Source organism: Modestobacter sp. SYSU DS0657, from assembly GCF_054050925.1.
In genome coordinates, this window is sequence record NZ_JBJHAG010000007.1 from 74,562 (window position 1) to 87,495 (window position 12,934).

Genomic DNA, 12,934 nt, shown 5'->3' on the forward strand with positions numbered 1-12,934 from the left:
AGCAGGAGGGCTCCGAGACGGCGGGCGGCGAGCCCCGGGAAGGGGCGCCGCGGGCTGCGGTGGTCCACCGGGCGCGCCGTCCCCACGATGACGGGGCGGGCGTCGGTGCCGTCCACTCGGACCTCGCCGCGCAGGAGCGGGACGGCCGACCGGACCCAGCCACCGTAGGTGCGTTGTGGAGTCGTGACAATCCACCGTCGGCGATTCGTCGAGTGACGCCCCTCGCGTCCCAGTGCTCCCATCCCGATCGTCTGCGCCGACTTCCCACGGGCTGTGGGCGCTCCCCCCGTGCTGCAGCGCGGGAAGTGCGCACGGGGAGCGTGGGAGGCGGGATCACCCCCGCGGTCAGTGCATGCCGAGCCGGGCCAGCGGCTCCACCAGCTCCCGCTCCTCGTAGGCCAGGTGCGACAGCAGCGTGTCGCTGAGCAGGTCGACCGCGGCGCGCAGCCCGGCCATCCCGTCCGGTGCCGAGACGAACTCGACCAGCGCCCGGTCGACGCCCTCGAGCACGTCGTGGATGGCGTGGTGCTCCTGCTCCAGCCGGTCGATGACCGGGCCCAGCCGGGCGTCGCCGGCGCGCAGGTGCGGGAACATCGACTGGTCCTCGATGGTGTGGTGCGTGGTCACGATCCGGCAGTAGGCCTCGCAGTAGGTGCCCAGCGTCCACTTGTTCTGCCGCATGGTCATCACGCTGATGTGCGACCGCGCCGTCCCGACGTCCATCGTGCCGGCGGCCACCTGGTCGACCAGCGACTGCACCTGGGCCAGCTCGGCGCGCAGGCCGTCGTGGATGGCGACCAGGTGCTGCCCCTGGGCCAGCTGGTCCGGCGTGTAGCTGCGCGCGGGGTCCGGCGCCGGCCCGGTCGGGCGGGTCGACTCGTCCCACACCTGCCGCTCGCTGCGCCGGGTCCCGTCGTCGGGCGTGGGGACGACGGGGAAGGAGGACGCCCCGCCGGCCACCGCGGGCGCGGGTTCCTCCACGGCGGGGGCAGGACCTGCCACGACCGCGCCCTCGGCGGCCACGAGCTCCCGGACCGCGGGAGCCACCTCGGCGGCGAAGCGGCGCAGGTCGTCGGGGTCGTCGCTGCCCAGGACGAACGTGCCGATCCGCTGTTCCAGGGCGAGCTCGGCGAGCTCCTCGGCCCACTGCTCGGCCGGTCCCTGCAACGGGCCGCGGCCGGTGGTGGTGAAGGTGCCGGTGATGTTGAGCAGCCGGCGCACGTCCGCCGGGGACCGCCCGGCCGCGACCGCGGCCTCGTCGACGATCGCGTTGCCGCGGGCCAGGTCACCGGGCTGCAGGTAGCTCAGCGAGGGGAGCCAGCCGTCGGCCCGGCGGCCGGTCAGGGCGAGCATCCGCGGCTTGTAGGCGCCCAGCCAGATGCCGACGTCGTGCGCGGGCGCCGGGCCGCGCTTGGCACCGACCACCCGGTGGAACTCCCCCTCGACCCGGACGCCGCCCCGCGCGTCGGCGTCCCAGGTCTGGCGGACCACCTCGATCGCCTCCTCCAGCGCCTGCACCGCCTGCCCACCGGTCAGCCGGCGGCCGCCCATCGCCGAGATGGCGTCCCAGAAGGCGCCGGCGCCCAGGCCCAGTTCCACCCGCCCGCCGCTGAGCAGGTCGAGGCTGGCCACGCTGCGGGCCAGCACGGCCGGCGGCCGCAGCGGCAGGTTGGTGACGTTGGCGGCCAGGTGGACCGTGCCGGTGCGCGCGGCCACGTAGCTGAGCAGCGTCCAGGTGTCCAGGAAGCCGGGCTGGTAGGGGTGGTCCTGGAAGGTGACCAGGTCCAGCCCCACCTGCTCGGCCAGCACCGCGAGGGCGACGGTCCGGTCGGGGTCGGCGTTGGCCGGGGTCAGGAAGGCACCGAAGGACAGCGGGTGGCCGGGGTCGCTCACCCGCCGACTCTCGCACGCCGACTCGCCGGACCTGTGCGCATCACGGTTCCCTCACGGATCCCGGACCGGCGCTCGACCGAGTGCCGGTCCCGGGTAGTGGCCGGGGAGTCCCACGGCGGCCGGCCCGGCCGTCACCGACCGGAGGAGGAAGACCAGACCGTGGACACCACCAACCGCACGCCCCGGCGGCGCGTGCTCGCAGCCGCTGCCGGCGCGGTCGCCCTGCTGGGCGCTGCCGGATGCGGGAGCGACGACGACGCACCCCGGGAGACGTCCGCCCTGGAGGTGACCGGTGGCGCCGTCGGTCCCGACGAGGACGTGAGCGAGAACATCAAGCTGCTGCAGGTGCAGCTGGAGTACCCCTTGGACGGCGTGTACGAGGCCGGCGAGGACGCCTCGCTGTTCCTGGGCATCGCCAACGACGGCACCGAGGCGGACACCCTCGTCGACGTGAGCGGTCCGGACTTCGCCGACGCCCGGATCGCCGGAGCCGACGGCACCGCCGGCGGCGACGACATCTCCCTGGAGGTCGCCGCCAACGACAACGTCTACGTCGGAGCGGAGGGCATGCCGGCCATCACCCTGGTCGACCTGCAGACCGAGCTGCGCTCGTCCGAGTCGATCCCGGTGACCTTCACCTTCGAGCGGGCCGGCGAGGTCACCATCGACGCGATGGTCTCGGCCGAGGACATGGACCCGCGGCCGACCTACGACTTCCCGGACCCGGACCAGGACCCGTCGGGCGAGACCCCGTCGGAGGGCTGACCCGCTACGGCCGGGAGCGCCCGCCGGTCAGCGTCGACCGGCGGGCCACTCCCCGGCCAGCGCCTGCGCCACCCGGTCGCGCCAGGCACGGGTCTCCGTCTCTGGGACCTGGGTGGACCGCCGGGCGCTCTCGGCGACGGCGTCGGCGTAGTGGAGCACCAGGTCGTCGACGCCGCGGCCGCGGGCCCGCCAGGCGAACTCGCGCAGCAGGCCGGCCATCCGGCGCAGCACGGCAGGCTGGCCGTCGGCGAAGTGCAGCGGCTCCTCCATCGCCAGCTGCAGGAGGGCCGGCAGGTCCCACGGGGGCAGGACCAGCCGCACCGTCCCCGCCTCGTCGCGGAACACCCGCTCGTCGGCCGGGTGGACCGCGAGCCGGCCGAGCAGGGCCGAGGCGTGGGACAGGGCGTGCACCGCCGTCGTCGGGTCGTTGATCCCCGGCGACAGCGCCCGCAGCGCGATGTCGACCACCTTGCGCAGGCCGTAGGCGACGTCCCGGCTGGCCGAGCGCTCGAAGTGCAGCCGCAGCGTCTCGTCGAGCCGGTCGGTCAGTGCCTGGACGTCCGGGTCCGCGCCGGGCTCGAGCCAGGCCCGGGCGACCGGGGTGCCCTCGACGACGGAGTCACCCATCCGCACCCCGAGCTCCACGACGGCGCCGGCCTCGACGGCGGCGGCCACCGCGGCCCGGGCGTCGACCCCGACCAGGAAGCCGCTGGACCGGGCGGTCAGCAGCAGCTCCCGGCCGCGGGTGACGCCGGGTGCGCCCGGGTCCGGCCGGTGGTGGTCCTCCCGGGTGCCGAGCTCCCGGGCGATGGTGCCGCTGGACTCGTAGTGGACGTCGCGCAGCATCGTCTCGACCCGCAGGACCGAGGCGAGGTGGCCGAGGAAGAGCACCAGCGCCACCACGCTGCCCAGGGTCAGCAGGTAGGCGACGCTGATCGACAGCCGCGGGACGAAGGCCGACTCCCCCGTCGTCGCGTCCGCCGTCCGCACGGTCCGGAGCACGGTGAGGGCGTAGACGAAGGTGAGCACCAGCTGGGCGAGGGTCAGCTGCACGACCCGGTCGGTGACGAAGGTCTGCAGCAGCCGGGGTGAGTACTGGCTGCTGCTCAGCTGCAGCGCCAGCACGGTCAGCGAGAACACCAGACCGGTCACCGAGATCAGCGAGCCGGCGATCGCGTTGAGCAGGTCCCGCGCTGCGGCGGGCCCGCCGCCGAAGGCGAAGGTCAGCGGGTCGTCGCCGAAGTCGGTGAGCCGGTCGTCGACCGCGGGCAGCAGGATGCCCAGGCTGACCGCCAGCACGATGCCGATGACCGGGATCGGCCACAGCGAGCCTCGCACCTGGTCGGCCAGGGTTCCGAGCGGGCCCGCACGCAGCCGGCTCACCGCCGGCCTCCTCCGGGTGCGCCGGCGGTCGGGGTCACAGCTGCGGCCGGACGCCGGCCTCCGCGGCCAGCGCGGACGGGTCCAGCGAGCCCTCCCCGTCCATCGCCGAGCGTCCGGGTCCGCGCCGGCCGACCGGCAGGACCGTCTTCTCCTGCGCGCCCTCCAGCTCGAGGGCCAGGGCGGTGTAGAACGCCACCGCCGCCAGCGCGATGCCCACCCACCCGGCGACCGCCTTCCAGTCCGAGGAGCCGGTCATCTCGTAGACCCCCGTGGTTCCGAACCGGGCGGCGGCGACCGCCATCACCAGGGCCGGCAGCACCTTGCTGCTGACCGCCGTCGCCGCCGGGACGAGCATGGCCAGCCCGGCGACGACCAGCAACACGCCCAGTCCCGAGCTGGTGCTGCCGGGCGGCAGCGTGAGCGTGGTGAACCCGGCCACCGCCCAGGTGCCGCTGAGGATGCCCATGCCGGTCGCGGCGACCGGGTCCCGGCTGAGGAAGCCGAACACCGAGGCGAGCAGCTGCAGCGGCACGGTCGCGGCCAGTGCGGTGATCGCGGCGATCCGGCCCTGGTCCGGGTCGACCCACCCCAGCTGTACGGCGCTGAACACCGTGGTCGCCAGCGCGAGGGCGAGGAAGCCCAGCGGGAGGGGGGTGGCCAGCGGGCGGAGGACGACCTGGGTGGACGGCGGGGCCGGCGCCCGGTGCGGGCCGGGCATCAGCTGACCAGCGCCTGGGTCGCGGACTCCTTGAGCTTCGCGTTGGCCCAACGCATCTGCCGCAGCGTCTCCGGGTGGCACCGCTCGGCCAGCTCCAGCAGCTCGGGCTTCCGCGCCCCCTGGGCCGCCTGGGCGAGCAGCTCCCAGTCCAGCGAGACCCCGGCGGCCTCGCGGTAGATGTGCCGCAGGTCGGCCAGCAGCAACATCCCCGGCTCCGACCGCCGGCCCACCGCCTCCGACGCCTTCTGCCGCAGGGTGGCGAGCAGGCTGGGGTCGCCCTCCGGCTCGGCGTCGAGCTGCAGGCCGTAGTCCTGCCCGATCGCGGCGAGCGCCTGCACGTGGTCCTGCGACCACCGGGCGATGTCGCGGGCGACGTGGAAGACCTCGTGGTCGGCCTTGTGCCGGTCCGAGGCGGCGAGCAGCGCCCCCGCCAGGTGGTTCTCCGAGCGGTGGAGCTCCTCGATGGCCAGGCCGAGCTTCATCGTGCACCTCCGGTGACGGTCGCGAGCTCCTCGGTGCTCTCCGCGGCGGGGCCGCCCACGGTCGGCGGGACGTCGCCCGTCACCGGCCGGGATCCGGTGGTCGTCGGCGCGGCCGAGTGCCCGTCGCCGGCCGCGATCCGCTCGACCCGGGCGGCGGCGGCCTTGAACAGCGGCTGCTTGGAGACCGGGTCCCAGTCGGTGATGGTCAGCTCGTTCGCGGCGCGGCCGCGCTCGCCGTCGGGCTGGTGGCCGCCTGGTTCGTCCCAGTAGCCGTAGTGGAACGGCAGGAAGGCCACGCCGGGGCGGATGCCACTGATCCGCAACCGGGCCTGCACCCGGCCGCGCGGTGTGCTGACCTCCAGCAGATCGCCCTCGGCCCAGCCGCGGTCCGCGGCGTCGCTGACCGAGAGCTCCACCCAGACCTCCGGCGCCGCGCGTTGCAGCTGCGGCGCGCGGGCGGTCTTCGTGCGGGTGTGGAAGTGGTAGAGCGTCCGCCCGGTGATCAGCTGGAAGGGGAACTCCTGGCTGGGGATCTCATGCGGCGGCACGTACTCCACGGCCTTGAGGACCGCCTTGCCGTGCGGGTTGAGCGCCTTGTACTCGGTCTGCGAGACGGGTGCGCCGGTGACCAGGTCCCGGCCGTAGCTCTCGCAGTGGTCCGGTGCGGCCCAGAACTGGCCGTCGACGTAGATGTGCTCGGTGCCGTCGGGGTGCTCGTCGTTGCACGGCCACTGGATGCCGCTGCCGCCGCGGAGCTTCTCGTAGCTCAGCCCGGTGTAGTCGCACGGCCGGCCGCGGGTGCACTCCTTCCAGCCCTCGAAGGCACCCTCCGGGTCGTCCCACTTCACCAGCGGCTCGCCGTCCTTGTCCTGCAGGCCCATCCGCCGGCTGAAGTCGATGAAGATGTCCAGGTCGGGGCGGGCCTCGCCGGGCGGCTCGACCGCCTTGTCCGAGAGGTGCACGGTCCGATCGACGTTGGTGAACGTGCCGGTCTTCTCGCCCCAGGTGGCCGCCGGCAGGACCACGTCGGCCAGCTGCGCGGTCTCGGAGAGGAAGATGTCCTGGACCACGAGGAACAGCCGCTCCTGCGCCAGGACCTCCCGGATCCGGCCCAGCTCCGGCAGGGAGACCGCCGGGTTGGTGGCCTGCACCCACATGAACCGGATGGAGCCCTCCTCGGCGTACCGGAACATCTGCATGGCGTGCGTGGGCGGCGAGTAGTGCGGGATCTGCATCGGGTCGAGGTTCCAGACCCTCGCCAGGTCCTCGACGTGCGCCTCGTTCGACCAGTTGCGGAAGGCCGGGAGGTCGCCGTCGGCGCCGCACTCCCGGGTGTTCTGCGCCGTCGGCTGGCCGTTCATCTGCAGCAGCCCGCAGCCGGGCCTGCCGAGCATCCCCCGGATGATGTGCAGGTTGTTGACCTGCGTGGCCGCCGCGGACGCCTGGTGGGACTGGTAGAAGCCCTGCAGCACGCTGGACATCAGCCGCTCGGCGGTGCCCAGGATGCGGGCCGCCTCGCGGATCTGCTCGACCGGCACGTCGCAGATCTGGGCGGCGAGCGGGGGCGGGTAGTCGGCCACCCGCTTCTCCAGCTCGGCGAAGCCGACGGCGTGCGCCTGCACGTACTCGTCGTCCACCCAGCCGTTGGCGATCACCTCGTGCAGCAGCGCGTTCATCAGCATCACGTTGGTGCCCGGCCGCGGCGCCAGGTGCACCGTCGCCGCCCGGGCCACCGGGGTCTCCCGCGGGTCGACACAGATGACCTGCGGGGGGTTCGGGCCGGCCAGCCGGTCCAGGATGCGGGTCCAGAGCACCGTCTGGGTCTCGGCCATGTTGTGCCCGAACAGCGCGATGACGTCGGCGTGGTCGATGTCGGTGTAGGAGCCCGGCTGCCCGTCGCTGCCGAAGGACTCCTTCAGCGCCGCGGCCGCGGTGGCGGTGCACAACCGGGTGTTGCCGTCGACGTGGTTGGTGCCGATGCCGCCGTGCGCGATCAGCCCGAGGGTGTAGTACTCCTCCAGGAACAGCTGACCGGTCGTGTAGAAGCTGATCGCGCTGGGGCCCTGCTCGTCCAGCAGGTCCTTGGCACGGCCGACCACCGCGTCCATGGCGGTGTCCCAGTCGGTCTCCACCAGCTCCCCGTTCCGCCGGATGAGCGGCGTGGTCAACCGGTCCGGTGAGTTGTTGGCCTGCCAGCCGAACAGGTCCTTGGGGCCGAGCCGACCGTGGTTGACCCGGTCCTCCGCGCGGCCCCGGACGCCGACGATCTCGCCGTCCTTGACGGCGATGTCCAGCCCGTCGCCGTTGGAGTGCAGGATCGTGGCCGACTGCACCCACCGGTCGACGTCGGCCTCGGTGAGGCCCTCGGCGAGGTGGCTGTCGACCCGGGTGGGCCAGGTCTCCCCCGGCCCGTACGGGGTCCGCGTGCCCCACGGTTCGGCGATGCGGTCGGTCCGCTGCATCGGAAGTCCCCAGCTCGCTCGGCGTCGTCGTCACCGCGGACCGTGCCCCGTCCCGCGGCCGGGCACACCCCCGGCGCGGTCGGCAGGTCGATGTTCACCAGCTGCCGGTGGCGCCGGCCCGGTGACGGACCGGCGTTCCGCCCGGCCGCGCGTAGCGTGGAGCGCTCACCCGGACCGGAGAGGAGGACCCGCGTGCCCCAACGCACCCACGTCGTGCTCGGCGGCGGCGCCGCACTGGGCGCCTTCCAGGCCGGCGCGCTGCAGGCGCTCCTCGGGGCCGGGGTCGAGGTCGACCACCTGCACGGCGCCTCCGTCGGCGCGATCAACGCCGCGTTCCTCGCCGTCCGCCCCGACGCCCGCCGCGCCGACGAGCTCGCCGGGCTGTGGCAGGACCCGGTCCTGACCGGTGTGCTGCGCCCCGGCTGGCGTTCCCGCACCGCCGGGCTGGCGCGCTCGCTGCGCCGCGGAGGCGCGCTGCTCGACGACCGGCCGCTGCGCCGGATGATCGCCACCCACGTGCCGGCGCACGACCTGGCCGAGCTGTCGGTGCCGGTCACCGTCACCACCACCTGCCTGGACTGTGGAACGGCCGCCCGGCACGCCACCGGCGCGGTGGGTGACGCCCTGGTGGCCAGCTCCGCGCTGCCCGGGCTCTTCCGCCCGGTGCTGCTGCCCGACGGGCACCGGCACGTCGACGGCGGCATCGTCGACGGCGTCCCGGTGTCGGCTGCGCTGGAGGTCGCCGGCCCCGACGACCGGATCCTGGTGCTCGACTGCGGTCTGGCCCCGGTGACCGGCCGGGTGGACGTCTGCGCGGCCGCGTCCGACGTCGTCCCGGCCCTGGCCTGCGGCGTCCCGGTGACCGAGGGCCGGGCCGCGTACGTGGCACCGGAGGAGAGCGGGCCGGGGGCGCTGGACGCGGTGCTGCGGTCGTTCACCGTGGCCCGGGCCGCGGCGAACCGCGCCGCCGTCCGCGAGGCGCTCGACGACCCGCGGGTGGCGGTGCTGCCCCACGTCGCCGACGCCTGGGCCGCCGGGCTGCTGGAGACGCTGCCGGCCGGGCCACGCGACGTCCGCCGTACCACCGAGCTCCTGCAGGCCGGCCGGGCGACGGCCGGGCGCTGGCTCGCCGGTCGGCCGTGGGCCGCCTCAGCCGCGACGCAGGACCGCTGAGGCCACCGGCCCGCCCAGCTCACGGGCGTGGCCGACGGCGTAGGGCAGCCCGTGGCGGAGTGCCCACCAGGCCCGCTCCCCCGTCGTCGGGCCTCCACCGGGCTCCGGTGCCGCCACCCGGCCGAGCCTCCAGCCCACCGCCCGCAGCACCTCGGTCGCGGCGGCGGCCAGGCCCCGGTGACCGGCCCGGCTGGGGTGCACCCGGTCGGCCGCCCAGCCGGGTGCACCGGCCAGCGCGGGCACGGCTCCCAGGTCGACGACGTGCACCCCCGGCAGCTCCGCCGCGGCGTCGACCGCGGCGTTCACGACCGCGACGCGCTGCCGCACCGCGCGGGCGACCGGCCCGGGCAGGCGCAGCACCGCGGCCGGGTCGTGCAGCCGGCCGACCAGCACCTCGGCACGCCGCGCCCGCAGGGCCGTGACGACGTCGAGCAGGCCGCCGCCCACCGCGTCGGGGAGGAAGCCCGAGCGCGCCACGTCGTTGAGACCCACCAGCACGGTCGCCAGGTCCAGCTCGCCGGGGACCCGGGGCAGCTGGCGGTCCCGGACGTCGGCCACCCGCGCGCCGGCGGTCGCCAGCGGCACCAGCCGGGCCCCCGGCAGCGCGGCGGCCACCAGCCCCACCCAGGTGCGCTCCACCTCGATGCGCAGCCCGACGCCCTCACCGCAGGAGAGGCTGTCGCCCAGGGCCGCCACGAGCGTCACACCGCCACCTGCCGCGCGCCGGTGTGCACCGCGAGGAACCCCTGCACCGTCGAGCCCCAGGGAAACTCCTCGGCCCGCGCCCGGGCGGCCCGGCGCCGGACGCCTTCCGGGACGCCGACCAGGTCCTGCACGGCGTCGGCGAAGGCCGCCCCGGTGCCCGCCGCGGCACGACCGGCCCGCGGGCCGAGGACCCCGGGCAGCGCGGAGCGGGACGCGGCGACCACCGGGGTGCCGCACGCCAGCGCTTCCAGGGCGGCCAGCCCGAACGTCTCGATGGGGCCGGGGGCCAGGGCGACGTCGGCGTCGGCCAGCACCTGCGCCAGCCGGTCCCTCCCCCGGACGAACCCCAGCCACTCGACCGGCAGGCCCCGGGTGACCGCCTGCAGCGGCCGGCGCAGCGGCCCCTCCCCCGCGACGACCAGCCGGGCCGGCACGCCGCGGCGCCGGAGCTCGCGCAGCGCCGCCACGGCCAGGTCCGGGCGCTTCTCCCAGGACAGCCGGCTGGCCATCACCAGCCGCACCTCCCCGGTGGGCTCGGGCCGCTCGCCGGTGCGGGCGGCGAAGGTGCCGGCGTCCACGCCCAGCGGGACGACGGCCAGGTGCGGTGCGCCGATGCGGCGGAACTCCTCGGCGGCCCACTCGGTCGTGCACACGACCGCGTCGAAGTCGCGGGTCAGGCGGGCGTTGGTGCGGTCGGCCACCGCCGCCCCGGGCAGCCCGGTCCACTGCCGCACCCACCGGTCGAGCCGCTCGTGGCTCACCACCAGCGCCGGCACGCCCGCGCCGCGCGCCCAGCGCCCCAGCCAGCGCAGGGTGGTCCGGTCGTGCACCTCCACCGTGTCCGGGGCCATCTGCTCGACCACCGACCGGATCCGCCGGCGGTCCAGCAGCGCGCGGTACCCGGGGGCCACCACCAGGGCAGGGGCTCGCAGCACGACCCGGCGCCCCCAGCCGGTGCGGACCACCTCGTCCGCGGCTCCCGGGACGACCTGCACCACCTCGTGCCCCGCTGCCGCGTAGCCCGCGGCGAGGTGGTCGAGGGCGGTGCGGAGTCCCCCCGAGGTGGCCGAGACGAAGTTGGCCGCCTGCAGGACCCTCATCCCGCGGTCCACCCGCGTCGGGCCTCCGGGGTCGGTGCTCCGGGCATGCCCCCAGCCTGCCCGTGCTGCGGACGCGACCCGGGCCGCACTCGCACGGGGGCGGCTGAAGCCCCGGCGAACTCTGCGTGACCGAACGTCGACCTCGGGACCGGGCCGGGCCGCGCGATCGGTGCGTGGTCCGCGGCGCCCCGGGTAGGAACCCGGACGCAGCTGACCGTATCCATCGGATGGAGGAGACGTGAGCGAGCACGAGATCGAGGAGACCGGCACGGGCGAGGCCGCCAAGCGGATCGGCCAGGCGCCCACCACCACCGACGTGAACGACCCGGAGCGCTCCTCGCGCAACACCGCGGCCGGCAGCGGTTCGCAGCCCGGCGAGGGACCCGTACAGCCCGCTGCCGACGAGGGCGTCGACCCCTCGGCCAGCATCGAGCCGCACAACGAGGGCCTCGCCTGAGGTCGGCCCAGCACTCCGCACGGACATGAGCGGGCCCCGCGGTCACCCGACCGCGGGGCCCGCTGCGCTCCGCCGCCGGGGAGGTCAGCCGGCATCCGCCCAGGACCGGACGACGGCGACGTCGAGCGGGAAGTCGACCGGGAACTCCCCGAACAGCAGGCGCCCGGCCACCGCGGCCGAGTCCCGCACCGCGGCGGCGACGTCGTCGGCGTACCGCGCCGGGGTGTGCACCAGCACCTCGTCGTGCAGGAAGAAGACCAGGTGCGGGCGGTCGGTCAGCGCTCCCTCGCCCAGCTGCCACAGCCGGTTGCGCAGGTCGGCCAGCCAGCACAGCGCCCACTCGGCACCGGTGCCCTGGACGACGAAGTTGCGGGTGAACCTCCCCCATGCGCGGCGGCGCCGGTCGGCGTCCTCCCGCGATCCGGCCGGTTCCGGCGGCTCCCCCAGGTCGGCCGCCTGCTCCGCCCACGAGCCGGTGGGCAGCGGCGAGCCGCGGCCGAGCAGGGTGTGCACCACCTCGCCACGCTCGCCCGCCCGGGCGGCCTCCTCGACCAGCCCGATCGCCCGGGGGTAGCGGCGGGTCAGCCGCGGCATCATCCGCCCGCTCTCCCCGCGGGTGCCGCCGTACATCGCCCCGAGCATGCCGACCTTCGCCTCAGCCCGGGTGGCCACCGTGCCGTCGGCGACCATGCCGGCGTACAGGTCGGCCGACCGCGCCGCCTGGGCCATCGCGGCGTCCCGGCTCATCCCGGCCAGCACCCGCGGCTCCAGCTGGGCGACGTCGGCGACGACGAACCGCCAGCCCTCGTCGGCGACCGCCGCCGGGCGGATCTGGGTGGGCACCGACAGGGCGCCGCCGCCGTTCGACGCCCAGCGCCCGGTGACCACCCCGCCGGGCACGAAGACCGACCGGAACCGGTTGCCGCGGACCCACGTGTGCAGCCAGTTCCAGCCGTTCGCGGCCAGCAGCCGGGACAGCTTCTTGTACTCCAGCACGGCCGGGACGCACGGGTGGTCGAGCTGCTCGAGGGTCCAGGAGCGGGTGTCCTCGACCGGCAGTCCGGCGGTCTGCAGGGCCCGGAGCAGCCCGCCCGGGGAGTCGGGGTTGAGCTCCGGCGCCCGGAGCGCGCTGCGGATCTCGGCGGCCAGCCGCTCCAGCACCGCCGGGCGCTGACCTGCCGGGGGTCGCGGACCCAGCAGGTCGGTCAGCAGCCGCTCGTGCAGGTCCGTCCGCCAGGGCAGGCCGGCGTGCGTCATCTCCGCGGCGACGAGCGCCCCGGAGGACTCCGCGGCCAGCAGCAGCCCCAGCCGGCCGCGCTGGGCGGCGGCCGCCAGCGCGGCCTGCTGTCGCCGGTCCTCGGCCGCCGGGTCGAGCGCGTCGGCCGGGTCGGCGAGGGGGATGAGCGCGGGGTCGGCGGCGACGACGGGCTGGAGCGCGTCCCAGCCCGCGGTGTCCGGGCCGGCCAGCAGTGCCTGGTCGACGAACGGGGAGCGGCGCAGCAGGGCGTGGCAGAGCCGCAGGTCGGTGCAGCGCCCGACCCGCACCCCGGCGTCCAGCAACGCCGGGTACCAGCGGGTGGTGTCGTCCCAGATCCAGCGGACCGGCGGCCCCTCCCGCGCGGCCACGAAGCCGGGCAGCTCCGCGGCCGGCAGCCGGGTCACCTCCACCTCGCCGCCGGCGTGCGCCCGCACCTCGACGTTCCCGCCCCGCCGCACCAGCAGGAGCCGCTCCACCCGCCCAGTCTCGCCGAGGGGTCCGACAACGGCGCCACCGTGCGTCAGGGCGCGTCGCCCGG

General features: G+C 75.8%; 11 protein-coding genes. 3 read left to right on the forward strand and 8 right to left on the reverse strand.

Features of this window, described 5'->3' with window-relative positions; translation table 11 throughout:
• Nucleotides 1-345: 345 nt before the first annotated feature.
• Nucleotides 346-1,893: an LLM class flavin-dependent oxidoreductase gene (locus ACI79A_RS06785; protein WP_457081286.1), complete on the reverse strand. Its 1,548-nt coding sequence runs from the start codon at nt 1,891-1,893 to the stop codon at nt 346-348.
• Nucleotides 1,894-2,052: 159 nt separating this feature from the next.
• On the opposite strand from ACI79A_RS06785, the gene ACI79A_RS06790 reads away from it, so the two are divergent.
• A complete protein-coding gene (locus tag ACI79A_RS06790) occupies nt 2,053-2,658 on the forward strand; it encodes a copper chaperone PCu(A)C (protein ID WP_457081288.1) in 606 nt (201 codons plus the stop codon).
• Between the two features lie 27 nt (nt 2,659-2,685).
• Here ACI79A_RS06790 and ACI79A_RS06795 read toward each other — a convergent pair whose 3' ends face one another.
• Genes ACI79A_RS06795 through ACI79A_RS06810 form a run of 4 tightly spaced genes read right to left on the reverse strand, consistent with a single transcriptional unit; the run spans nt 2,686 to nt 7,703 of the window.
• Nucleotides 2,686-4,041, reverse strand: a complete 1,356-nt coding sequence (locus tag ACI79A_RS06795; protein WP_457081290.1) for a DUF2254 domain-containing protein — start codon at nt 4,039-4,041, stop codon at nt 2,686-2,688.
• A gap of 34 nt (nt 4,042-4,075) precedes the next feature.
• Nucleotides 4,076-4,759 carry a GPR1/FUN34/YaaH family transporter gene (locus ACI79A_RS06800; RefSeq protein WP_457081292.1) on the reverse strand — a complete coding sequence of 228 codons (684 nt, stop codon included), beginning with the start codon at nt 4,757-4,759 and terminating at the stop codon, nt 4,076-4,078.
• Nucleotides 4,759-5,241 (reverse strand): hypothetical protein, encoded by a 483-nt coding sequence (locus tag ACI79A_RS06805; protein WP_457081294.1) that lies wholly within the window; start codon nt 5,239-5,241, stop codon nt 4,759-4,761. Before ACI79A_RS06805 ends, ACI79A_RS06800 begins: the two co-directional genes overlap by 1 nt.
• A complete protein-coding gene (locus ACI79A_RS06810; RefSeq protein WP_457081297.1) occupies nt 5,238-7,703 on the reverse strand; it encodes a molybdopterin oxidoreductase family protein in 2,466 nt (821 codons plus the stop codon). The genes ACI79A_RS06805 and ACI79A_RS06810 overlap by 4 nt, the downstream gene beginning before the upstream one ends.
• Nucleotides 7,704-7,895: 192 nt before the next feature.
• Between ACI79A_RS06810 and ACI79A_RS06815 the strand changes: the two genes are divergently transcribed.
• A complete protein-coding gene (locus ACI79A_RS06815; protein ID WP_457081299.1) occupies nt 7,896-8,876 on the forward strand; it encodes a patatin-like phospholipase family protein in 981 nt (326 codons plus the stop codon).
• On the opposite strand, the gene ACI79A_RS06820 is transcribed toward ACI79A_RS06815, so the two are convergent.
• Complete coding sequence (locus ACI79A_RS06820; protein ID WP_457081301.1) at nt 8,853-9,581, reverse strand: GDSL-type esterase/lipase family protein; 729 nt, start codon at nt 9,579-9,581, stop codon at nt 8,853-8,855. The genes ACI79A_RS06815 and ACI79A_RS06820 overlap by 24 nt on opposite strands.
• Nucleotides 9,578-10,681: a glycosyltransferase gene (locus tag ACI79A_RS06825; RefSeq protein ID WP_457081303.1), complete on the reverse strand. Its 1,104-nt coding sequence runs from the start codon at nt 10,679-10,681 to the stop codon at nt 9,578-9,580. Before ACI79A_RS06825 ends, ACI79A_RS06820 begins: the two co-directional genes overlap by 4 nt.
• Nucleotides 10,682-10,919: 238 nt before the next feature.
• Between ACI79A_RS06825 and ACI79A_RS06830 the strand changes: the two genes are divergently transcribed.
• Nucleotides 10,920-11,138, forward strand: a complete 219-nt coding sequence (locus ACI79A_RS06830) for a hypothetical protein (protein ID WP_457081305.1) — start codon at nt 10,920-10,922, stop codon at nt 11,136-11,138.
• An 84-nt stretch (nt 11,139-11,222) separates the two neighbouring features.
• Here the strand turns inward: ACI79A_RS06830 and ACI79A_RS06835 are convergent, their stop codons facing one another.
• Nucleotides 11,223-12,872 (reverse strand): bifunctional 3'-5' exonuclease/DNA polymerase, encoded by a 1,650-nt coding sequence (locus tag ACI79A_RS06835; RefSeq protein ID WP_457081308.1) that lies wholly within the window; start codon nt 12,870-12,872, stop codon nt 11,223-11,225.
• Between the last annotated feature and the right edge of the window lie 62 nt (nt 12,873-12,934).